18 protein-coding genes are annotated in these 22136 nt (G+C 67.6%); 11 read left to right on the top strand and 7 right to left on the bottom strand.

The window, feature by feature from the left end:
* Positions 1–53: 53 nt before the first annotated feature.
* Complete coding sequence (locus tag ACWGI6_RS00715) at positions 54–1391, top strand: MATE family efflux transporter (protein ID WP_453265487.1); 1338 nt, start codon at positions 54–56, stop codon at positions 1389–1391.
* A 41-nt stretch (positions 1392–1432) separates the two neighbouring features.
* The gene (locus ACWGI6_RS00710) at positions 1433–2302 is read left to right on the top strand and encodes a trypsin-like serine peptidase (RefSeq protein WP_453265486.1); all 870 of its coding nucleotides are present in this window, start codon (positions 1433–1435) and stop codon (positions 2300–2302) included.
* An 80-nt stretch (positions 2303–2382) separates the two neighbouring features.
* Here ACWGI6_RS00710 and rplI read toward each other — a convergent pair whose 3' ends face one another.
* The 4 genes from rplI to rpsF all read right to left on the bottom strand — a co-directional run bounded on the left by rplI (position 2383) and on the right by rpsF (position 4168).
* On the bottom strand, positions 2383–2829 hold the full coding sequence (gene rplI, locus ACWGI6_RS00705; RefSeq protein ID WP_393893019.1) for a 50S ribosomal protein L9: 447 nt from the start codon (positions 2827–2829) through the stop codon (positions 2383–2385).
* Between the two features lie 18 nt (positions 2830–2847).
* Positions 2848–3084 carry a 30S ribosomal protein S18 gene (gene rpsR / locus ACWGI6_RS00700; RefSeq protein ID WP_003978893.1) on the bottom strand — a complete coding sequence of 79 codons (237 nt, stop codon included), beginning with the start codon at positions 3082–3084 and terminating at the stop codon, positions 2848–2850.
* 111 nt (positions 3085–3195) lie between these two features.
* Entirely contained in the window at positions 3196–3795 is a 600-nt protein-coding gene (locus ACWGI6_RS00695; RefSeq protein ID WP_453265485.1) for a single-stranded DNA-binding protein, read from the bottom strand.
* Positions 3796–3877: 82 nt separating this feature from the next.
* Positions 3878–4168, bottom strand: a complete 291-nt coding sequence (rpsF, locus tag ACWGI6_RS00690; RefSeq protein ID WP_006604399.1) for a 30S ribosomal protein S6 — start codon at positions 4166–4168, stop codon at positions 3878–3880.
* A gap of 228 nt (positions 4169–4396) precedes the next feature.
* Here rpsF and ACWGI6_RS00685 point away from each other — a divergent pair, with 228 nt between their 5' ends.
* The 3 genes from ACWGI6_RS00685 (at position 4397) to ACWGI6_RS00675 (ending at position 7053) form a co-directional block, all read left to right on the top strand.
* A complete protein-coding gene (locus ACWGI6_RS00685) occupies positions 4397–4714 on the top strand; it encodes a hypothetical protein (RefSeq protein ID WP_393904281.1) in 318 nt (105 codons plus the stop codon).
* Positions 4715–4837: 123 nt separating this feature from the next.
* Complete coding sequence (locus ACWGI6_RS00680; RefSeq protein WP_393904282.1) at positions 4838–5956, top strand: lipid II:glycine glycyltransferase FemX; 1119 nt, start codon at positions 4838–4840, stop codon at positions 5954–5956.
* 65 nt (positions 5957–6021) lie between these two features.
* On the top strand, positions 6022–7053 hold the full coding sequence (locus tag ACWGI6_RS00675) for an alanine racemase (protein WP_453265484.1): 1032 nt from the start codon (positions 6022–6024) through the stop codon (positions 7051–7053).
* 96 nt (positions 7054–7149) lie between these two features.
* Here the strand turns inward: ACWGI6_RS00675 and ACWGI6_RS00670 are convergent, their stop codons facing one another.
* Entirely contained in the window at positions 7150–8634 is a 1485-nt protein-coding gene (locus ACWGI6_RS00670) for a glycosyltransferase family 87 protein (protein WP_453265483.1), read from the bottom strand.
* 124 nt (positions 8635–8758) lie between these two features.
* Positions 8759–11425, bottom strand: a complete 2667-nt coding sequence (locus tag ACWGI6_RS00665) for a transglycosylase domain-containing protein (RefSeq protein ID WP_453265482.1) — start codon at positions 11423–11425, stop codon at positions 8759–8761.
* A gap of 361 nt (positions 11426–11786) precedes the next feature.
* Between ACWGI6_RS00665 and ACWGI6_RS00660 the strand changes: the two genes are divergently transcribed.
* The 4 genes from ACWGI6_RS00660 (at position 11787) to ACWGI6_RS00645 (ending at position 15664) form a co-directional block, all read left to right on the top strand.
* On the top strand, positions 11787–12467 hold the full coding sequence (locus tag ACWGI6_RS00660) for a PadR family transcriptional regulator (protein ID WP_393904286.1): 681 nt from the start codon (positions 11787–11789) through the stop codon (positions 12465–12467).
* Between the two features lie 46 nt (positions 12468–12513).
* A complete protein-coding gene (locus ACWGI6_RS00655) occupies positions 12514–13596 on the top strand; it encodes an inositol-3-phosphate synthase (RefSeq protein WP_453265481.1) in 1083 nt (360 codons plus the stop codon).
* Positions 13597–13674: 78 nt separating this feature from the next.
* The gene (locus ACWGI6_RS00650; RefSeq protein ID WP_453265480.1) at positions 13675–14934 is read left to right on the top strand and encodes an MFS transporter; all 1260 of its coding nucleotides are present in this window, start codon (positions 13675–13677) and stop codon (positions 14932–14934) included.
* 112 nt (positions 14935–15046) lie between these two features.
* Entirely contained in the window at positions 15047–15664 is a 618-nt protein-coding gene (locus tag ACWGI6_RS00645; protein WP_453265479.1) for an LppU/SCO3897 family protein, read from the top strand.
* 111 nt (positions 15665–15775) lie between these two features.
* Here ACWGI6_RS00645 and ACWGI6_RS00640 read toward each other — a convergent pair whose 3' ends face one another.
* Positions 15776–17251: a CCA tRNA nucleotidyltransferase gene (locus ACWGI6_RS00640; RefSeq protein ID WP_453265478.1), complete on the bottom strand. Its 1476-nt coding sequence runs from the start codon at positions 17249–17251 to the stop codon at positions 15776–15778.
* A gap of 250 nt (positions 17252–17501) precedes the next feature.
* On the opposite strand from ACWGI6_RS00640, the gene ACWGI6_RS00635 reads away from it, so the two are divergent.
* Together ACWGI6_RS00635 and murJ are read left to right on the top strand one after the other, a co-directional pair.
* Positions 17502–19787, top strand: coding sequence for a DUF6049 family protein (locus ACWGI6_RS00635; RefSeq protein WP_453265477.1), 2286 nt, complete (start codon positions 17502–17504; stop codon positions 19785–19787).
* Positions 19788–19833: 46 nt separating this feature from the next.
* A complete protein-coding gene (gene murJ / locus ACWGI6_RS00630; RefSeq protein WP_453265476.1) occupies positions 19834–22062 on the top strand; it encodes a murein biosynthesis integral membrane protein MurJ in 2229 nt (742 codons plus the stop codon).
* Positions 22063–22136: the final 74 nt, after the last annotated feature.

The raw sequence follows: 22136 nt of genomic DNA, 5'->3' as shown, positions 1-22136 counted from the left end.
AAGGACTGTAAGGGGTTTGCATCTCTTACCTGTGGACGATTACCTTAGAGCGCATGACCCAGGCTCCCGCGACACCGCGGCGCACCGACCGCCGCCATGACCGCGAGATCATCGCCCTCGCCCTGCCCGCGTTCGGCGCACTGGTCGCGGAACCTCTCTTCGTCATGGTCGACAGCGCCGTCATCGGCCACCTCGGCACTCCCCAGCTCGCCGGTCTCGGCGTCGCCGCCGCCCTGCTCACCACCGCCGTCTCCGTCTTCGTCTTCCTTGCCTACGCCACCACCGCAGCGGTCGCCCGCAGGGTCGGCGCCGGCGACCTCCCCGCCGCCATCCGCCAGGGCATGGACGGTATCTGGCTCGCCCTGCTGCTCGGCGCCGCCGTCATCGCGGCCGTCCTGCCCACGGCCCCCTGGCTCGTCGAGGCCTTCGGAGCCTCCGCCACCGCCGCCCCGCACGCCACGACCTATCTGCGCATCAGCGCACTCGGCATCCCCGCGATGCTCGTCGTGCTGGCCGCCACCGGCGTGCTCCGCGGGCTCCAGGACACCAGGACCCCGCTCTACGTCGCCATCGGCGGCTTCTCCGTCAACGCCGCGCTCAACGTCTGCCTGGTCTACGGCGCCGGGCTCGGCATCGCGGGCTCCGCCTGGGGCACGGTCATCGCCCAGTGCGGCATGGCCGCCGTCTACCTCGCCGTGGTCGTCCGCGGTGCGCGACGGCATGGCGCCTCGCTGCACCCCGACACCGCGGGGATCCGTGCCTCGGCTCAGGCCGGCGTCCCGCTGCTGGTCCGTACGCTCTCGCTGCGCGCTGTGCTGATGATCGCCACCGCCGTCGCCGCCCGGCTCGGTGACGCCGAGGTCGCCGCCCACCAGATCGTGCTCACGCTGTGGTCCCTGCTGGCCTTCGCGCTGGACGCCATCGCCATCGCCGGGCAGGCCATCATAGGCCGCTACCTCGGTGCGGAGGACCGCGACGGTGCCAGGGCCGCCTGCCGCCGCATGGTCCAGTGGGGCATCGCCTCCGGCCTGGTCCTCGGTGTGCTGGTCGCGCTCGCCCGCCCCCTGTTCATCCCCCTGTTCACCTCCGACCCCGCCGTGCAGGGCCCGCTGCTGAGCACTCTCCTGGTCGTGGCCGTGACACAGCCGGTCTCCGGCATCGTCTTCATCCTCGACGGCGTGCTGATGGGCGCCGGGGACGGCCCGTACCTCGCCTGGGCCATGGTCGTGACGCTGGCGCTGTTCGCTCCGGCCGCGCTGGCCGTACCTGCCCTGGGCGGCGGACTGGTGGCGCTGTGGTGGGCAATGGCGCTGATGATGACCGTCCGCATGCTGACTCTGTGGCTGCGCACCCGCTCGGGCCGGTGGATTGTGACCGGGGCCTCCCGCTGAACCACCTCCCGCGACACGCAGCGCATGTCAATAATGACCGTGTGCGCTCGCTTGCCAGGAAGTCCGTGCTGCCACTGACGTTCGTCGTCATCGTGGCTGCTGCCGTGGTGGGCTACGCCTCGGAGGAAGCCGATACGAGCAGCAGCGACGTCAGCGGTCACAGCAGCTTCGGCAAGTCCGGCGAGGCCGACCACGATCCCCAGGACCAGGATCCCGCCGCGACGGCTCCGGCCGATGACGGCAGTGCGTACACCCCGCGCAGAACCGAGCAGAACGCCCGGGTCGGCGCGGTCTTCGAGAAAAACGACTCCGGCGACCACTTCTGTTCGGCGAGCGTCGTGCAGAGCCCGGGCCGGAACATGCTCATCACGGCGGCGCACTGTGCCTTCGACGCAGACGCCGAGACGACGGTGGACGATCTCGTCTTCGCCCCCGACTACCGCGACGGCAAGGAGCCCACCGGCCTCTGGAAGGTCAAGAAGGTGGTCGTCGACGACCGCTGGGCCAAGTCGCAGGACGAGGATCTCGACGTCGCCTTCCTCGTGCTCGACAAGAAGAACGGCAAGCAGATCCAGGACGTCCTGGGCGGCAACACCCTCGGCATCGACCGTGGCTTCGACAACGAGGTCAAGATCACCGGCTATCCGACCAGCCGTGACACCCCGATCTCCTGCCAGAACCGCACCACGAAGTACAGCGACACCCAGCTGCGCATCCAGTGCACCGACTTCGAGGGCGGGACGAGCGGCAGTCCCTGGCTGGCCGACTACGACCCCAAGAGCCACACCGGCACGGTCATCGGTGTTCTCGGCGGCCATGAAGGCGGCGGCGACCAAGACGATGTCTCCTACGCCGCGTACTTCGACGACGACGTCGCCAAGCTCTACAGGCGCGCCCAGGACGAGGACTGACAGCGGACCGTCGGCGCCCCGGACACGACGAAGGGCCGCACCCCGGTGACGGGATGCGGCCCTTCGGCGTGGTGCGGCAATTACGCGGCGACGACCTCGACGCCGAGCTTCGCAACGACCTCGGCGTGCAGACGCACGGAGACCTGGTGCGCGCCCAGGGTCTTGATCGGCGAGCCGAGCTCGACACGACGCTTGTCGACGTCCGGACCACCGGCGGCCTTGATCGCCGAGGCGACGTCGGCCGGGGTGACGGAGCCGAACAGGCGGCCCGCGTCGCCGGCGCGAACGGCCAGCTTCACGTTGACGCCCTCAAGCCGGCCCTTGACCTCGTTGGCCTGCTCGATCGTGGCGATCTCGCGGATCTTGCGACCGCGACGGATCTGCTCGACGTCCTTCTCGCCACCCTTGGTCCAGCGGATCGCGAAACCACGCGGGACCAGGTAGTTACGGGCGTACCCGTCCTTGACGTCAACGACGTCGCCGGCGGTGCCGAGGCCGGAGACCTCGTGGGTGAGGATGATCTTCATGATTCGGTCACCCTTCCCTTATCGCGCGGTGGACGTGTAGGGCAGCAGCGCCATCTCACGGCTGTTCTTCACGGCCGTGGCGACGTCACGCTGGTGCTGAGTGCAGTTGCCGGTGACCCGGCGGGCACGGATCTTGCCGCGGTCGGAGATGAACTTCCGCAGCAGGTTCGTGTCCTTGTAGTCCACATAGGAGATCTTCTCCTTGCAGAACACGCAAACCTTCTTCTTAGGCTTGCGAGCAGGCGGCTTCGCCATTATCTCTCTCCAATGAGTTCAAGAAGTTTGTGCTGACGCCCTCAAGGCCCCTGGCCGCCTCACGGCGCTGTTTCACGTGAAACAGCGCGGAGTCGAACCAGCTGTACGGACCTAGAAGGGCGGCTCGTCCGAGTAGCCACCGCCGGAGCTACCGCCCCAGCCACCACCGCCACCGCCACCGGCCTGCTGACCGCCGCCGGCAGGACCGTTGGTCGCCCACGGGTCGTCGGCGGGAGCACCGCCGCCGCCCTGCTGGCCGCCGCCGGGGCCGCCGCCCCAGCCGCCGCCACCCTGGCCACCGCCCTGCTGACCGCCGCCGAAGCCGCCACCGCCCTGGCCACCGCGACCGCTGGTCTTGGTGATCTTGGCCGTGGCGTTCTTCAGGCTCGCGCCGACTTCCTCGACGTCGAGCTCGTAGACCGTGCGCTTCACGCCCTCGCGGTCCTCGTACGACCGCTGCTTGAGGCGGCCCTGGACGACCACGCGGGTACCCCGCGTCAGGGACTCGGCGACGTTCTCCGCCGCCTGACGCCACACCGAGCAGGTCAGGAACAGGCTCTCGCCGTCCTTCCACTCATTGGTCTGGCGGTCGAAGGTGCGGGGAGTGGACGCGACGCGGAACTTCGCGACCGCCGCACCGGACGGGGTGAAGCGCAGCTCGGGGTCGTCGACAAGATTGCCGACAACCGTGATGACGGTCTCGCCTGCCATTAGGGGAACCTCTCGGCGGGTGTGCTGCTGGCTGCTGGTGTTGCTGCTACTCGGACCCGGTTACCGCTGGACGCTTGCGCGCTCAGTGGGTCTCGGGACGAAGGACCTTGGTCCGGAGGACCGACTCATTCAGGTTCATCTGACGGTCGAGCTCCTTGACGACCGCAGGCTCGGCCTGCAGGTCGATGACCGAGTAGATGCCCTCGGGCTTCTTCTTGATCTCGTAAGAGAGACGACGACGGCCCCAGGTGTCGACCTTCTCGACCTTTCCGTTGCCCTCACGGACGACGGAGAGGAAGTTCTCGATCAGCGGGGAGACAGCGCGCTCCTCGAGATCGGGGTCGAGGATGACCATCACCTCGTAGTGACGCATGTAGAACCCACCTCCTTTGGACTCAGCGGCCACGGTCGTTCCGTGGCAGGAGGGTCGTATGCGTTCCGCACCGAGCCCGTCCGGTCATCCGGACAGACATGGGCGCAGACCGTACAGAGTACCTGCCTGAAGCCTTCCGGTTGAAATCCGCCCGCTCCACCCCTCAATCTGGAACACAACGGGTGTGAGCGGCGTTACAGTGCGCCGCCCTGTCATCGGAGGTGCCGCATGGCACAGGCAGCACGGACCCAGCGCAGTCTGCTCTCGCTTCTCAACAGCGACGGCAAGGACCATCCCGTCGAGAACACCATCGCCATCGTGACCGTGGTTCTCGGCGCGATCGCCGTCTTCACCACGCTCTCTCCCAGCCTGCACCTGGTCAGTTCCTGGGTCGGTCTGATCGGAATCGGCACCGGCCTGTGGGGACAGTTCATCTCGTCGACGACAGGTGAACGCTTCCTGTTGATCATCGGCCTCGGGGCAGCGGCCGTCGGCTTCTACCTCGGCCTGGCTCACGGTGGCCTCTTCGGCGGCATTATCGGCTAGCCACTGCGGCATACGGGGCCCCGGCCCGTATGGCCCAGACGGGGCGCTCCCCGGTCACAGTAGGCTTCGGCGCGAGAGCCGGAGCCCCGACCAAGGGGACACACCTGCCGAGGAGCGCCCCGCATGAGCCTGACCCTGAGGACCATCAGCCGAGAGCAGCATCTGGCATATATCCAGAGTCTGCCCGCGGCCAGCCACATGCAGGTCCCTGCCTGGGCAGACGTCAAGGCCGAATGGCGCTCGGAGAGCCTGGGCTGGTTCGACGCGAGCGGCGAGCTGGTCGGCGCGGGTCTGGTGCTCTACCGCCAGCTGCCCAAGATCAAGCGCTACCTCGCCTATCTGCCCGAGGGTCCGGTCATCAACTGGTTCGCACCGAACCTTGAGGACTGGCTGCAGCCGATGCTCAGCCACCTCAAGCAGAAGGGCGCCTTCTCCGTGAAGATGGGCCCGCCGGTGATCATCCGCCGCTGGGACTCCGCCGCGATCAAGTCCGGCATCCAGAGCCCGGACGTCAAGCGGCTGCGGGACGTCGAGGCGAGCCACATCGAGCCACGCGCCTTCGAGGTGGCCGACCGGCTGCGGCGCATGGGCTGGCAGCAGGGCGAGGACGGCGGCGCCGGCTTCGGCGATGTGCAGCCCCGCTATGTCTTCCAGGTGCCGCTGGCCGACCGCTCGCTGGAGGAGGTCCACAAGGGCTTCAACCAGCTGTGGCGCCGCAACATCAAGAAGGCCGAAAAGGCCGGGGTCGAGGTCGTCCAGGGCAGCTACGAGGAGCTGGCCGAGTGGCAGCGGCTCTACGAGATCACCGCGGAGCGTGACCACTTCCGCCCGCGGCCGCTGGGCTACTTCCAGCGCATGTGGACGGCCCTCAACTCCGAGGACCCCAACCGCATGCGGCTCTACTTCGCCCGCCACGAGGGCGAGAACGTCGCGGCGGCCACGATGCTGATCGTCGGTGGCCACGTCTGGTACTCCTACGGCGCCTCCGCCAACCACAAGCGTGAGGTCCGGCCCTCGAACGCGATGCAGTGGAAGATGCTGCAGGACTCCTACGCGCTCGGCGCTTCGGTCTACGACCTCCGCGGCATCAGCGACTCGCTGGACGAGAACGACCATCTCTTCGGCCTGATCCAGTTCAAGGTCGGCACGGGTGGGCAGGCAGCGGAGTACCTCGGAGAGTGGGACTTCCCGCTCAACAAGCTGCTGCACAAGGCGCTCGACATGTATATGTCGCGCCGCTGACCGCTTCACCGCACCGTCCGTACTCCTGACACACCCCAGCCACGAGAAAGGTTCCGGGCCCGGCCATGGCGCTCACCCTCTACGTCGACACCGCGCGCTGGCGGGCGCATCAGCAGAGCGTTCTCCAGCAGTTCCCCGGGCTGGTCCCGGTCTGCAAAGGCAATGGATACGGCTTCGGCCATGAGCGCCTCGCCGACGAGGCGACCCGCCTGGGTGCTGACATCCTGGCGGTCGGCACGACCTACGAAGCGGCCCGTATCAAGGACTTCTTCAGCGGCGATCTGCTCGTCCTGACGCCGTTCCGCCACGGCGAGGAGCCGGTACCGCTGCCCGACCGGGCGATCCGCTCGGTCTCCTCGGTCGAGGGCGTGGGCGGCCTGGTCGGCGCCCGGGTCGTCATCGAGGTCATGAGCAGCATGAAGCGCCATGGAGTCAAGCCGGAGGATCTGCCGAAGCTGGCCGCGGCCATCGAGGACATCCGGCTCGAAGGCTTCGCGTTGCACCTGCCGCTGGACCGCACCGACGGGTCCGACGCGGTCGAAGAGGTCATCGGCTGGATGGACCGGCTGCGCGCCGCCCGCCTCCCGCTGCACACCATGTTCGTCAGCCACCTCAAGGCCGATGAACTCGCCCGTCTCCAGCAGCAGTTCCCCCAGACACGGTTCCGCGCGCGGATCGGTACGCGGCTGTGGCTCGGCGACCACGAGGCCACCGAGTACCGCGGCTCGGTGCTCGATGTCACCCGGGTCACCAAGGGCGAGCGCTTCGGCTACCGCCAGCAGAAGGCTGCCTCCGACGGCTACTTGGTCGTGGTGGCCGGCGGCACCTCGCACGGTGTCGGCCTGGAGTCGCCCAAGGCACTGCACGGAGTGATGCCGCGCGCCAAGGGCGTGGCCCGGGCCGGCCTGGCAACCGTCAACCGCAACCTCGCCCCGTACGTATGGGCCGGGAAGCAGCGCTGGTTCGCGGAGCCGCCGCACATGCAGGTGTCGATCCTGTTCGTGCCGAGCGACGCACCGGAGCCGCAGGTCGGTGAGGAACTGGTGGCCCATCTGCGGCACACCACCACGCAGTTCGACCGCATCATGGACCGCTGAGCCGGCCGCACTCCAGCTCGGACACACGCCAAGGGCCCGGTGCCGCAGACGTTCTCTGCGGCACCGGGCCCGGTGCATGGACGGGCCGGTGCCGATTCATTCCCGTACGGCGCCCCAGCGCACCTGCGGCGCTGCCTCGAACTGCACCGCGTGCCGGGGGCGGTGGTACGCCCGGCGACCGAGCACGAACACATCGGGGCTGCGGTCCAGGACTCCGCCCGACGGGTCGTCGTCCCCGTCCCTGCGGACCACATCGCGCTCCGGCAGCAGAATGTCCCGTACGACGACCGCGCACAGATAGAGGGTGCCCAGGAGGTGCAGCACGATGGCCAGCTGGTAGCCCTCCAGCGGCAGGCCTTGGTGCTTGTCGCCGTTACCCGTGTAGGCGAGGTAGGTCCAGATCCCCAGGAAGTACATGACCTCGCAGGCCTGCCAGATCAGGAAGTCCCGCCAGCGCGGCCGGGCCAGCACGGCGAGCGGGATCAGCCACAGGACGTACTGCGGCGAGTAGACCTTGTTGGTGAGGATGAACAGCGCGACGACGAGGAACGCCAGCTGTGCGAAGCGTGGCCGGCGCGGCGCATAGAGGCTCAGCAGGCCGATCGCGCCACAGCCCAGGATCATCAGCAGCGTGGCATAGGTGTTCGCGTTCTCCAGGGGGTTGCCGGTCCGCTGCGAGATCAGGAGCCAGAGCGATCCGAAGTCGATGGGCCGCTCCTGGCTGAACGTGTAGAACTTCGCCCAGCCTTCCCGGATGTGAAACCCCGCGCCATCGTGCGTGATCATCACCGGCAGGTTCACCACCAGCCAGGACGCCACGGCGCCGGCCACCGCCCTCCCGTACGCGCGCCAGGCGCCCGCCCGCCAGCACAGCACCAGCAGCGGGCCCAGCAACAGCACCGGGTACAGCTTCGCCGCGGTAGCCAGCCCGATGAGGACACCGGCCGCCAGCGGGCGGCTGCGTGACCACATCAGCATCCCGGCGGCGGTCAGGGCGACCGCCAGCAGATCCCAGTTGATGGTGGCGGTGAGAGCGGCAGCCGGCGCCAGGGCGACAAGGAGGCCGTCCCAGGGGCGCCGCCGGTGGGTGCGGGTCACGCACACCGCGACGACGGCGGCGCAGATCATCAGCATGCCGGCGTTGACCAGCCAGTAGATCTGTTCGCGGTGCTGGATTCCCCCGCCGTGCGGTGTCATCCAGGAGGCGACCTCCATGAAGACGCCGGTGAGCACGGGGTACTCGAGATACTCCATATCGCCGGGCAGCCGGTCGAAATACGGGATCAGCCCATCGGCGAAGCCCCGCCCCGCATAGAGATGGGGGATATCGGAGTAGCAGGCGTGGGTGTACTGGCTGGTGGCACCGAAGAACCAGCCGCCGTTGTAGCAGGGCAGCTTCTGCACCATGCCCAGGGCGAACATACCGATGGCGACGAGCGCGATGACCCTCACCGGCGTCAGCCAGTGCGTCCCGAGCAGTGCGCGTCGGCCGATCGGCCCGCCGATCAGCTCGCTGCCGGCCGCCGCCACCTCATCCCGCCGCGTCGGCCGTACCGACTCGTCCCGTCCCACGCTCGTCATGGGCCCATCCTGCCGTACAACTCTGTGCAGAAGACGGTGAAGCCCCCGCCCGGTCGAGCCGGGCGGGGGCTTCATGGCTCTGCGTTTCACGTGAAACATTCAGCGTTTCACGTGAAACGGTTGGTCAGCCGCTAGGGCCGCCGAACAAGCCTCCACCACCGTTCGCGTCCGTCGGGTCAGGCGTCGGACTCGTGCCTCCGGTGCCACCGCCCGGGCCACCCGGCCCGCCGGGCCCTCCTCCGGTGCCCCCGCCGTTACCGGCCCCACCACTGTTCTTGCAGTTGATGTCCCAAGGAGAGCAGGTGTCTGTCGGGGTCGGGCTGGGCGAGTTCGACGGGGAAGCGGAGTCGCTGGGAGTCCCCGACGGAGTGTCCGACGGTGTGTCCGACGGCGTGGGCGTCGGCGTCGGAGACGGCATGCCGGCCTCGTCCACCCGTCGCCCGATGGGCGTGGCAGGCGGGAATGGCTCCCCCGTGACGCCGTTCATCGCCTGCAGCATGTACTCGGTCCACACCTCGGTGGGCAGTGCACCACCGTGGATCGAGTCGAAGCCACCGACACCGTTCATGGACAGCTGACGCGGATTCTTGGCGTCCTCACGGAACATGGTGACGGCTGTCGAAAGCTGCCTGGTGTAGCCGACGAACCAGGCCGACTTGTTCTCGTCGGTGGTACCCGTCTTGCCCGCCGCCGGCATGTTCAGCCGCCTGGCCAACTTGCCCGTGCCGTTCTTGATGACGTTCTGCAGCACCTTGGTCACGTTGTTGGCGATGTTGGAATCCATCGCCGTCTCTTGCTTGGGCCTGTCGAAGCCCCCCAGGTCTTCACCCTCGAACGTCACCTTGGTCACCGAGTAGGGCTCCACCTTCGTTCCCGATTGGGCGAACGTCGCATAGGCATCGGCCATACGAATCGCGCTCGGTGTGGAGGTACCCAGCGCAAAGGACGGGTTCAGGTTCTTGTCGAAGCTGGCCGACGCGATACCCGCCGCGTGCGCCATTTCCCGGACCTTGGGCATCCCGACATCCATGCCGAGCTGCACGAAGGGAGTGTTGACGGACTGTTCCATCGCCTTGGTCAAGGGGATGTAGCCCCAGCGGTGATTACTCTCGTTCTCCTGGTAGAAGGGCGAGTTGTCCCGCTTCGTTACGTAGCTGCCGTCGGCATTCTTCACCTTGAGGTGGTCATTGCCGTTGTAACGACTGTCCGGTGAGATCGGCCCGTCACTCCTGCTCGTTCCGTACTTCATCCCCGCTGCGAGCACGAACGGCTTCCAGGTCGAGCCGACCGGCACACCGAAGGTGTCGGCGTTGTTGCTGAAGTGACCCTTGTCGTAGCCCTCGCCGCCGTACAGGGCGACGATCTTGCCGTCTCCCGGCACCACGGAGGCGCCACCGAACTGGACGTATTTATCCTTTGCGCGCTTCTTCGGGTCGATATAGCGCTTGTTGACCTTCTTGACCGCGCCCTCGAGCTCATTGGTCTTATGCGCGTCGAAGGTCGTCCGGATCGTGTAGCCGCCCTTGTCGAACTGGGCCTCGCTGAGACCCGCGTGCTTCAGCACGTACTTCTTCGCGGTGTCCATCATGTAGCCGATCTGGCCGCTCTTGCTGGCCACCGGCTTCGGCAGATGTGGCGTGGGGAAGTGCTTTCGGAACTTGTTCCGCTGCGCCTTCGACAAGAGGTGGTTGTCGACCTCACGGTCGAGGATCCAGGACCACCGCGCCTTGGCACGCGCGGTGTTTGCCGCCCGTGTGGCTCCCGGGCTGGTGCCGCCCGCGGGGTCATACAGGTCCGCACCCTTGAGCACAGTGGCCAGGAAGGCGCTCTGGTTCGCGTCCAGCTTGGCGGCGTCCACTCCGTAGTACGCCTGAGCCGCTGCCTGGATCCCGTAGGCCCCACGACCGTAGTAGCTGGTGTTCAGATACCCCTGAAGGATCTCGTCCTTGCTCTTCGACCAGCCGACCTTGATCGCGATGAACAGTTCCTTGAACTTGCGGTCAAGGGTCTGCTGCTGACTCAGCATCGCGTTCTTCACGTACTGCTGAGTGATGGTCGAGCCACCCTGGGTCTCGCCACCCTTGGCCATGTTGAACACCGCACGTGCGATGCCCATCGGGTCCACACCCGAGTCCGTCTTGAACGACGCGTTCTCCGCAGCAATCGCCGCATTCTGCATCGAGCGCGGAATCTCGTTGATCGTGACGTTCTGCCGGTTCGTCTCACCGTCACGCGCCATGACCTTGCCATTGGCCCAGAGGTAGACGTTGTTCTGCGACTTGGCGGCCAGGCTCTCGTCGGGAACGTGCACCAAGGCCAGCGCGACGCCGGAGGCACCCACGATCAGCCCTATGAAACCGACGCTCATGGTGGCGACCTGTTTCCAGGAGGGCACAAAGCGGCGCCACCCGACGCGGTTGGCACGCGGGTAGTCGATCAGACGCTTCTTGGCAGGCTTTCCGCTGCCGCGGCCGCGTCCCCGGCCTCCCTCGGGGCCGCCGCCGCCACTACCGCGCCGGCCGCCACCACCACGGCCGCCGGCGCCCTCACCGGCAGCCACCGCAGCGGCATCGGACCCGCGTCGGCGACCGCTGCGCTGGGCAGCTCTACGGGCCTCGGCACGACCTCCTTGCCGGGGCTCATGCCCGGTCGGCTCGGAGTGGGAGGCAGGACCGGCAGCGGAGCCACGCGGAGGGGCGGAACGACGCCCCGGTGGCTGCTGTGCGGCGCGTCGGGCCGCGGCACGTCCGCCACTCTGCGGCTGTGGCGGTTTGCGACGGTGCTCGCTCATGGAACGAATACTCCTCGGGCAGGCGCGCTTTCTCGTCGCCTGAAGGCGGCAGTTGTCTTCAGGTCCCCCCGATGCACGGCCCGCTCCTGAGGCGCGAGCCGCACTACACCGAGGACAGGGACGCCAGATATCGGCCCACGGTTCCCGGCAGTCTGCATGCCGCACAGACTACGCACGGCCAAAACCTGCCCAGTGTTGAAATTCACTCCAAATCAGTCAGGTTGATGAGAACGATTCGGTGATGTGATGCCGTTCACCGTCCCCCCACTTGTTCCGCCCAGGTGACCCCTCTATCGTCTGGATGTATCGAGTCGATACATCAGCACGACATAAAGAACGCACAGGACCAAGGAGGCGGAGGATGAGCAGACGTTCCGGCATCCTCGAGTTCGCCGTCCTCGGCCTGCTCCGCGAATCCCCGATGCACGGCTATGAGCTGCGAAAACGGCTCAACACCTCGCTCGGGGTCTTCCGCGCGTTCAGCTATGGCACCCTCTACCCCTGTCTCAAGGCGCTGGTCGCGAGCGGCTGGCTCATCGAGGAGACGGACAGCACCGCGGAGGGCGTACCGGCCGCAACGCTGACAGGGCGCCGAGCCAAGATCGTCTACCGATTGACCTCAGCGGGCAAAGAGCACTTCGAAGAGCTGCTCGCGCACTCCGGACCGGATGCATGGGAGGACGAGCACTTCGGCGTCCGCTTCGCGTTCTTCGGGCAGACATCGCGGGACGTGAGGATGCGGGTGCTGGAAGGCCGCCGTAGCCGGCTGGAGGAGCGCCTTGAGAGGATGCGTACCTCCTTGGCCAGGTCCCGCGAGCGGCTGGACGACTACACCCTCGAACTGCAGCGGCACGGCATGGAGTCCGTCGAGCGCGAAGTCCGTTGGTTGAACGAGCTCATCGAGAGTGAGCGCGCCGGGCGTGATCAGCGCGCACCAGGTCCCGCAGCACAGGACAAGAAGAACCAGTCAGGAGATACGGGCGGCCTGCCCCGGCACCGGGGTGGTACCCGGCCGGATCCGTCCGATGACACCACCACATGAGGCTCTGCTGTGCAGGTCCTCATCGAGAACACAGGGAGCAACCGGAATGGGTTCGGTTCGCGTAGCCATCGTCGGCGTGGGCAACTGCGCCGCCTCGCTGGTACAGGGCGTCGAGTACTACAAGGACGCCGACCCGAAGAGCCGCGTGCCCGGCCTCATGCACGTGCAGTTCGGTGACTACCACGTGCGTGACATCGAGTTCGTGGCGGCCTTCGACGTCGACGCCAAGAAGGTCGGGCTCGACCTCGCGGATGCCATCGGCGCCAGCGAGAACAACACCATCAAGATCTGTGACGTCCCCAATGCGGGCGTGACGGTGCAGCGTGGCCACACCTACGACGGCCTGGGCAAGTACTACCGCCAGACCATCGAGGAGTCCACCGAGGCCCCGGTCGGCATCGTCCAGATCCTCAAGGACAAGCAGGTCGACGTCCTGGTCTGCTACCTCCCTGTCGGCTCCGAGGACGCCGCGAAGTACTACGCCCAGTGCGCCATCGACGCCAAGGTCGCGTTCGTCAACGCCCTCCCGGTCTTCATCGCCGGCACCAAGGAGTGGGCGGACAAGTTCACCGAGGCCGGCGTCCCGATCGTCGGTGACGACATCAAGTCGCAGGTCGGCGCCACGATCACGCACCGCGTGATGGCCAAGCTCTTCGAGGACCGGGGCGTCATCCTGGACCGCACGATGCAGCTGAACGTCGGCGGCAACATGGACTTCAAGAACATGCTCGAGCGCGAGCGCCTGGAGTCCAAGAAGATCTCCAAGACGCAGGCCGTCACCTCCCAGATCCGGGACCGTGAAATGGGCGAGGACAACGTCCACATCGGCCCCTCGGACTACGTGGCCTGGCTGGACGACCGCAAGTGGGCCTACGTCCGCCTCGAGGGTCGCGCTTTCGGCGATGTCCCGCTGAACCTGGAGTACAAGCTCGAGGTCTGGGACTCCCCGAACTCCGCGGGTGTCATCATCGACGCCCTGCGCGCCGCGAAGATCGCCAAGGACCGGGGCATCGGTGGCCCGATCCTCTCCGCGTCCTCGTACTTCATGAAGTCCCCGCCGGTGCAGTACTTCGACGACGAGGCACGGGAGAACGTCGAGAAGTTCATCAACGGCGAAGTCGAGCGCTGAGACGCCTGACTCACCGTCCCTGCGCAGGCCCCCGGGTATTCCACCCGGGGGCCTGCGGGCTGTGTGAGGCTGTGCCTCATGCATGCTGTGCGCGACCTCCGCGTATTACTCCGGCTACGCGACTTCCGCTCGCTCCTCGCCGCACGGCTCCTGTCCCAGGCGGCTGACGGAGTGTTCCAGGTCGCGCTCGCCACCTTCGTCGTCTTCTCGCCCGAGAAGCAGACGTCGCCCGTGGCCATCGCCTCCGCCATGGCGATCCTGCTGCTCCCGTACTCCCTCCTCGGGCCGTTCACCGGCGTGCTGCTCGACCGCTGGCGGCGCCGTCAGGTCCTGCTGTACGGCAATCTGCTGCGCACCCTGCTGGCCATGGCGACGGCGGCGCTGATCGTGTCAAAGGCCCCCGACTGGCTCTTCTACGCCTCGGCCCTCTCCGTGACCGCCGTCAATCGCTTCGTACTGGCGGGGCTCTCGGCCGCGCTCCCGCGCGTGGTCGACGGTGAACAGCAACTGGTCATGGCCAACTCTCTGGCCCCCACGGCCGGAACGCTCGCCGCGACCGCCGGCGGCGGGCTCGCTTTCGCCATCCGGCTGGCCGGCTCGGAGGTGAACGCGTATGTCGTGCTGTTCGCCGCCTCCCTCTATTTCTGTTCAGCCCTCACCGCCCTGCGCATGGCCCCGCAGTTGCTCGGCCCTGACCCGGCACGTCTCCAACCCCATCTGCGCGAAGCCCTGTTGAGCACGGTGCGGGGACTTGCGGACGGGTTGCGTCATCTCGCCGCGCGTCGTGCTCCGGCCCGGGCACTGGCGGCGATGACCGTGATCCGCTTCTGCTACGGAGCCCTGACGGTCATGGTGCTGATGCTGTGCCGGTACTTCTGGTCCAGCACCGAGTCGGAGGGTCTGGCACTGCTCGGGATCACTGTCGGGGTGTCAGGAGCGGGCTTCTTCGCGGCCGCCGTCATCACGCCCTGGGCCGTCGGGCGGCTCACCGCGTTCGGCTGGATCGCCTGCTGTGCCGCGATGGGAGCCGTGTTGGCGCCGTCTCTCGGACTGTTCTTCCTGCCGGTCCCGATGCTGGCCGCCGCGTTCGTGCTCGGCCTCGGCACGCAAGGGACCAAGATCTCCACCGACACGATCGTCCAGTCGTCAGTCGACGATGCCTTCCGCGGCCGGATCTTCGCCATCTACGACGTTCTCTTCAATGCCGCCTTCGTCGCCGCCGCCGCGGTCGCCGCCCTCATGCTGCCTCCGGACGGAAGATCAACCGCTCTGCTCGGCGTGGTGACCGTCCTCTACGCGGTGGTCACCGTGGCAATGGTCCGCTTCGGGCGCGGCTGAGCACCCGCATTCCTCGCCCCGTGCTGATCAGTTCTCTGCAGTGAGGCGCCCGGAGCAGATACCTTACGGACGTCCTACACGAGCCTGTACACATCAATATCGGGGGAGATCCATGACCACGCCGCCTCAGGGTCAGCAACCATACGGCCAGGCACCGTACGGACAGCAGCCATACGGACAGCAGCCATACGGGCAGCAGCCGTACGGACAACAGCCCTACGGACAGAACCCGTACCCGCAGGCACCGCCGGCACCCCAGGCCCCCTACGGTCAGCCCCAGGGTGGATACGCCTACCCCCAGCAGCCACAGGCTCCGTACGGACAGCCGCAGCCGGGTTACCCCGTGCCGCCGCAGCAGCCCTTCATGCAGGGCGGACCTCCTGTACCGCCGCCGCGGCCCGCCAAGCGGCGTTCCCCCAAGACGATCCTGAGGGCTGTCGGAGCCGTCCTCGGGCTGGTCTTCCTCGGGGTCGCCTGGATCAGCAGCATGAACGACGCGAGCAGCGCAGAGGTCGGCGACTGCGTGAAGAAGTCCAGCAGTTCACTCGACGACGGCCTCGAGGTGGTGGACTGCGGCACCTCGGAGGCCCAGTACAAGGTGACCGCGGTGCACGATGACACCTCGGACCCGTCCGTGTGCCCCGCAAACGAATCGGCGTACAGCAAGAGCGTGCACCGGCGCAGGGGGTCCGACACCCACATGGTGCTCTGCCTGACCTCGGCCAAGTAGCGCGCAGAGAACCCCCTTGGATACGCCGTGGGGCGGTGTTTCACGTGAAACACCGCCCCACGTTTCACGTGATACGTGGCGGTTCACCGACCGCCGGTTTCACGTGAAACATCAGCTCTGGCCGGCCCACCACTCCTTCAGAGCGGCGATCGCCGCGTCCCGCTGCATCGGCCCGTGCTCCAGCCGGAGCTCCAGCATCTGCTTGTACGCCTTGCCGACCTCGGGCCCCGGGCTGATGCCCAGGACCTGCATGATGTCGTTGCCATCCAGGTCCGGGCGGATCGCCTCCAGCTCTTCCTGCTCCTGCAACCGGGCGATGCGCTCCTCAAGCCCGTCGTAGGCACGCGACAGGGCACTGGCCTTGCGCTTGTTGCGGGTGGTGCAGTCCGAGCGCGTCAGCTTGTGCAGCCGCTTCAGCTGCGGGCCGGCATCCCGCACGTACCGCCGGACGGCGGAGTCCGTCCATTCGCCCGTCCCGTAGCCGTGGAAGCGCAGATGCAGCTCCACCAGACGCGAGACGTCCTTGACCATGTCATTGGAGTACTTCAGGGCGGTCATCCGCTTCTTGGTCATCTTCGCGCCCACCACCTCGTGGTGGTGGAAGGACACCCGACCGTCCTTCTCGAAGCGCCGCGTCCTGGGCTTGCCGATGTCGTGCAGGAGGGCGGCCAGCCGCAGCACAAGATCGGGACCGTCCTCCTCGAGGTCGATCGCCTGCTCCAGGACCGTCAGCGAGTGCTCGTAGACGTCCTTGTGGCGGTGATGCTCGTCACTTTCCAGCCGTAGCGCGGGCAGCTCGGGCAGGACCTGGTCGGCCAGGCCCGAATCGACGAGGAGCCGCAATCCCTCGCGCGGGTGCGCCGACAGGATCAGCTTGTTCAGCTCGTCCCGTACGCGCTCCGCGGAGACGATCTCGATGCGGTCCGACATCGCCTTCATCGCGGCGACGACCTCCGGAGCCACCTCGAAGTCCAGCTGAGCGGCGAAGCGGGCGGCGCGCATCATCCGCAGCGGGTCATCGGAGAACGACTCCTCCGGCGTCCCAGGCGTGCGCAGCACCCGCGCGGCCAGGTCCTCCAGGCCGTCGTGCGGGTCGACGAACTCCTTCTGCGGCAGCAGCACCGCCATGGCGTTCACCGTGAAGTCCCGGCGCACCAGATCTTCCTCGATGGACTCGCCGTACGACACCTCGGGCTTGCGGGACGTACGGTCGTACGCCTCGGAGCGGTAGGTCGTGACCTCGATGTCGAACGATTCCTTCTTGCAGCCGACCGTCCCGAAGGCGATGCCGACCTCCCAGACCGCGTCCGCCCACGGCCGGACGATCTTCAGAACGTCCTCGGGGCGGGCATCGGTGGTGAAGTCCAGGTCATTGCCGAGCCGGCCCAGCAGCGCGTCCCGGACCGAGCCGCCGACCAGGGCAAGTGTGAACCCGGCCTCCTGGAAGCGACGGGCCAGGTCATCCGCGACGGGGGACACCCTCAGCAGTTCGCTCACGGCGCGGCGCTGCACATGGTTCAGCGCGTTCGTCGACTGCGGGGTCCGCTCGGCGGTCGGGGCGGGGAGGTCATTGTTGGCGTTCGGCACAACAAAACAGAGTACGTGGCCGCGCAGTGCAAAGCGTCACGTAATAAAGGGGACAGGCTGGGCGCGCGGCTCTCCGTACCGCGATCATGTGGAGCAGTCCCTGGCACTCCGTCGCTGCGGCTCTCGTTACCATTCGTGGACGCACATTCCGAACGACCACTGACGACGACGAGGGACGGGCGAGCGCGTGGCCGAGGCGGCAGGGTTCCAGCGGACTGAACGGCCGCGTGGCCGATGGCTGCGAAGGACCGTGACACTGCTCACTGGAGTGCTCCTTCTCGTGGGGCTGCTCCAGGTTCCGCACGCCTCCTCCGCGCAGGCGGCCCCGACGGGCTCCCGCACGGTCGACGTCACCATCAACTCGATGTCCCCGTCCGCTCCCACCAAGAGCGACACGGTCACCGTCTCCGGCACGCTGACCAATGAGGGCCGCAGCACGATCACGGACGCGCATGTCGGCATGCACCGTGGATCCACGCTCGGCGGCCGTAGCTCCATCGAGAATGCGTCGCGTCGTACCGGCTATCTGCCGGGCACGGACGGTGAGGAGATCAAGGGGCACACCGAGAAGATCGGCAAGCTGGAGCCCGGCATCAGCCGTCCCTTCAGCCTCAGCGTGCCGGTCAAGGACCTCGATCTCAGCGATAACGGTGTGTACCAGCTCGGCGTCTCTCTGTCGGGTCGCTCTCAGGCCGCGCCGTACGGGCAGGTCCTCGGCTTCGACCGGACGTTCCTGCCCTGGCAGACGGCCGGTGCCGGGAAGAAGACGCAGCTCACATACATGTGGCCGCTGATCTCCCCCACCCATCTCACCGCCGAGACCGACGCCGATGCCCAGCAGACGCCGGTCTTCCGCAACGACGACCTCGCTGCCGAGCTCGCGCCAGGAGGCCGGCTGCAGCAGATGGTCGCGCTCGGCAAAAACCTGCCGGTGACCTTCGTCATCGATCCCGACCTGCTCGCGACCGTCGACGCGATGACCAAGTCGTACCGGGTGAACGGCCCGGACGGCCCCATGGGCAAGAACCAGGCGGTCGCCAAGCAGTGGCTGCACGACCTCGAAGAAGCGGTCAAGACGCACGAGGTCGTCGCGCTGCCCTTCGGCGACCCCGACCTGGCCTCGCTCGCCCACCACGGCAAGGGCGTGCCCAGTGCGCTCAGTCACCTCGGCCCGGCCACCGACCTTGCCGACAAGACCGTGGACACGATCCTCGGCGTCAAGCCGCGCACGGACTTCGCCTGGCCCGTCGACGGCGCGATCGACTCGTCCATCGTGGATGTCGCGACCTCGGCCGGTGCACACAACGTGATCACCCGAAGCGACAGCCTGCGGGACGCCGGCAGGCTGTCCTACACCCCGACGGCGGCCCGCCCCATCGGCGGCGGCAATAGCGCCGTCGTCGCGGACGCGCAGCTCTCACAAGCCTTCGAGGGTGATATGTCGAAGGCCGGAAACTCCACTCACGCGGTTCAGGAGTTCCTCGCCCAGACGCAGATGATCAGCCTCGAGGACCCGGGCCGACAGCGCAGCATCGTCGTCGCGCCGCAGCGCATGCCGTCGGTCAGCCAGGCCCACGCCATGGCCACCGCACTGCGGAATCTGGACGAGTCCGGGAGCTGGACCCAGTCGCTGCGCCTCGGCGCCGCGGCCAAGGCCAAGCCCGACCGCGCGGCCACCCGTCATGTGCCCAGCGGCGCCGCCTACCCGTCCTCGCTGCGCAGGCAGGAACTCCCCGTCAACGCCTTCCGGCAGATCCAGGGCACCCAGTCCGCCCTGGACGACTTCCAGGTGATCCTGGCCCATCCGGAGCGCGTGGTGACCCCGTTCGGCAACGCCATAATGCGGGAGATGTCGACGGAGTGGCGGGGCAATGCCACCGGCGCCAGAACCTTCCGGCACTCCGTACGCAGCTACCTCGACGGTCTGACCAAGAAGGTTCATCTGATCCAGAAGTCGGGGGCGACGCTCTCCGGGCGCAGCGCCACGATTCCGGTGACGGTCCAGAACAACCTGGTCCAGGGCGTCAAGGACATGACGCTGAAGCTGACCTCGTCCCAGCCCAACCGTCTGGACGCGGGGAAGTCGCAGCAGATCACGGTGGACGGCGGGCACAGCCAGTCGTTCAAGTTCGACACCACGGCGAACGCCAATGGCCGGGCATGGGTGACCGCCCAGCTCTACACGGCGGACGGAAAGCCCTACGGTGACCGCATGACGTTCCAGGTGAACGTCACGGAGATCACCGCAACGGTGATGCTCGTCATCGCGGGTGGCGTGCTGCTGCTCGTCCTCGCCGGTGTGCGGATCTATCTTCAGCGCAAGCGGGCCGCCGCCCGGCGGTCCGAGGACGGGCCCGACGGCGACGGGCCCGACGGCGACGGGCCCGACGATGACGGGCCGGACGGCGAGACAGGCACGGACGGCGACAACGGCGGCACCGACGGCGACGAGCCGGAGCAGCCGAGTGACCCCACGCCGGACACCGGATCGGAAAGCTCCGACCCGTCCGGCTCAGGTGAGAAAGTGGACCGTTGATAGATGGCGGGGCCGGATGGCCGGCGACGGATGAGGTGGGGCAGCGATGAATGCGCCGTACGACGGTGACCGGGGCCGGGGCGCCAATGGCGACCCCACGGGGCCGGTCCCTCCGACGCCCCCGCCGCCCGCGGACCAGGATCCGTACGTCCAGGACCCCTATGTCCAGGATGCCTACCGCAACGACCCGCACCGCGCCCAGGACCCGACGGCGCAGGATCCGGTGACCGAGGCGCTCTACGACCGCGCCGCGCACCCCCCGCCGCCTCCGGGGCAGCCCACGCAGCCGCTCTACCAGCAGCCTGCCGCGGGCCGCCACACGCCCGATCCGCAGCTGTGGGCCTCGCCCCCGCCGCCCGAGCCGCAGGGCCCGACCCGCAATCTCCCCTACGGTGATGCCGCCGCGACGACGCAGTTCGTGGGTGTCGACGATCTGATCACCCAGGCCGCCGACGAGCGTCCGGAGCCTGACGCCTTCGCGCATCTCTTCCGGGACCAGCAGTCCTACGAGCCCCAGCACCACGCGCCCGCGTCGGCGGGCCCCTCGTTCGCCGGTGCGGCGCCCGGGCCGGAGGCCGTGCCACAGCAGGCCGTACCGGAGCCGGAGCCGGCACCCGTGGCGGCGGCCGGCAAGCCCTCGGGGGGCCGCGCCTCAGGTCTGCTCAAGTCCAGCGCGGTGATGGCCGCCGGCACGATGGTGTCGCGTCTCACGGGCTTCGTCCGCTCGGCACTGATCGTCGCGGCCCTCGGTGGTGCGGTGCTCGGTGACTCCTGGCAGGTCGCGTACCAGCTTCCGACGATGATCTTCATCCTGACCATCGGCGGCGGTCTGAACTCCGTCTTCGTCCCGCAGCTGGTGCGCGCGATGAAGGAGGACGAGGACGGCGGCGAGGCCTATGCGAACCGGCTGATGACGCTGGTCATCGTGGTACTCGGCGTGCTGACGGTCCTGGCGGTCGTGGCGGCGCCGCTCCTGGTGAAAATGGTGTCCTTCGACATCTCCCGTGACCCGGCAGCCAACGAAGTCGCCGTCGCGTTCACCCGCTATTGCGTGCCCACGATCTTCTTCATGGGTCTGCATGTCGTGATGGGACAGATCCTCAACGCCCGCGGCCGCTTCGGCGCGATGATGTGGACTCCCGTCCTCAACAACATCGTCATGATCGCCACCTTCGGCCTGTTCATCTGGGTCTACGGCACGGCGAAGACGTCGCACATCGGGGTCACCACCATCCCCGACGAAGGCATCCGGCTCCTGGGGATCGGCACCCTCCTCGGACTCGTCGTCCAGGCACTGGCGATGATTCCGTACCTGCGCGACGCCGACTTCAAGCTTCGGTTGCGCTTCGACTGGCGCGGCCACGGCCTGGGCAAGGCCGCCAAGCTCGCCAAGTGGACCGTGCTGTTCGTGCTCGCCAACCAGGCGGGCGTCCTCGTCGTCACCCAGCTCTCCACCTGGGCCGGCAACACCGCCGACCAGCAGGGACACCCGGGCACCGGCTTCATCTCGTACGCCAGCGCACAGCTGATCTGGAACATGCCGCAGGCGATCATCACCGTCTCCGTCATGGCGGCGCTGCTGCCACGGCTGGCGCGATCCGCGCACGACGGTGACACCGGAGCCGTCCGCGACGACATGTCGCAGGGCCTGCGCACCTCCGCCGTCGCGATCGTCCCGATCTCGTTCGGCTTTCTCTCCCTCGGCATCCCGCTGTGCACGCTGGTCTACGGCTCGTCCGGCGCCGGCATCCCGATGGGCTACATGCTGATGGGCTTCGGCGTGGGGCTGATCCCGTTCTCGGTGCAGTACGTCGTCCTGCGTGCCTTCTATGCGTACGAGGACACCCGCACGCCCTTCTACAACACGGTGATCGTCGCCGCCGTCAACGCCGCGGCCTCCGGTCTGTGCTTCCTGGTCCTGCCCGCCCGCTGGGCCGTGGTCGGCATGGCGGCCTCCTACGGCCTGGCGTACATCATCGGCGTGGGTGTGGCCTGGCGCCGTTTGAGCAAGCGTATGGACGGCGACCTCGACACCGCACATGTCGTCCGGACCTATGCACGGCTGGCGGGCGCCAGCATCCCGGCCACGATGATCTCGGGAGCCGTGGTGTACGGCATCATGCAGGCGCTCGGCAGCGGGTTCCTCGGGTCGCTGGCCGCTCTGGTCGCCGGTGCTGCCGCACTTCTGGCCGTGTTCTACGTAGCTGCACGCAAAATGCGCATCGAGGAACTGAACGCCCTGGTCGGCATGGTCCGGTCGAAGCTTGGGCGTTGATTGAGCACAACCATCGACTGCCACCGTGTGTCGTGCATAGTGGCGGACTGTGGGCACAATTGTCTTGGCTCATT

The sequence above is a fragment of the Streptomyces sp. NPDC054786 genome (assembly GCF_053611685.1).
This window is presented reverse-complemented; position numbering and strand designations above follow the sequence as displayed.

What these genes read in the sequence shown, in the direction of transcription:
- ACWGI6_RS00715 (WP_453265487.1), top strand. Translation starts at nt 54, where the DNA reads ATGACCCAGGCTCCCGCGACACCGCGGCGCACCGACCGCCGCCATGAC.
- rplI (WP_393893019.1), bottom strand. Translation starts at nt 2,829, where the DNA reads ATGAAGATCATCCTCACCCACGAGGTCTCCGGCCTCGGCACCGCCGGC.
- rpsR (WP_003978893.1), bottom strand. Translation starts at nt 3,084, where the DNA reads ATGGCGAAGCCGCCTGCTCGCAAGCCTAAGAAGAAGGTTTGCGTGTTC.
- ACWGI6_RS00695 (WP_453265485.1), bottom strand. Translation starts at nt 3,795, where the DNA reads ATGGCAGGCGAGACCGTCATCACGGTTGTCGGCAATCTTGTCGACGAC.
- rpsF (WP_006604399.1), bottom strand. Translation starts at nt 4,168, where the DNA reads ATGCGTCACTACGAGGTGATGGTCATCCTCGACCCCGATCTCGAGGAG.
- ACWGI6_RS00685 (WP_393904281.1), top strand. Translation starts at nt 4,397, where the DNA reads ATGGCACAGGCAGCACGGACCCAGCGCAGTCTGCTCTCGCTTCTCAAC.
- ACWGI6_RS00680 (WP_393904282.1), top strand. Translation starts at nt 4,838, where the DNA reads ATGAGCCTGACCCTGAGGACCATCAGCCGAGAGCAGCATCTGGCATAT.
- ACWGI6_RS00675 (WP_453265484.1), top strand. Translation starts at nt 6,022, where the DNA reads ATGGCGCTCACCCTCTACGTCGACACCGCGCGCTGGCGGGCGCATCAG.
- ACWGI6_RS00670 (WP_453265483.1), bottom strand. Translation starts at nt 8,634, where the DNA reads ATGACGAGCGTGGGACGGGACGAGTCGGTACGGCCGACGCGGCGGGAT.
- ACWGI6_RS00665 (WP_453265482.1), bottom strand. Translation starts at nt 11,425, where the DNA reads ATGAGCGAGCACCGTCGCAAACCGCCACAGCCGCAGAGTGGCGGACGT.
- ACWGI6_RS00660 (WP_393904286.1), top strand. Translation starts at nt 11,787, where the DNA reads ATGAGCAGACGTTCCGGCATCCTCGAGTTCGCCGTCCTCGGCCTGCTC.
- ACWGI6_RS00655 (WP_453265481.1), top strand. Translation starts at nt 12,514, where the DNA reads ATGGGTTCGGTTCGCGTAGCCATCGTCGGCGTGGGCAACTGCGCCGCC.
- ACWGI6_RS00650 (WP_453265480.1), top strand. Translation starts at nt 13,675, where the DNA reads ATGCATGCTGTGCGCGACCTCCGCGTATTACTCCGGCTACGCGACTTC.
- ACWGI6_RS00645 (WP_453265479.1), top strand. Translation starts at nt 15,047, where the DNA reads ATGACCACGCCGCCTCAGGGTCAGCAACCATACGGCCAGGCACCGTAC.
- murJ (WP_453265476.1), top strand. Translation starts at nt 19,834, where the DNA reads ATGAATGCGCCGTACGACGGTGACCGGGGCCGGGGCGCCAATGGCGAC.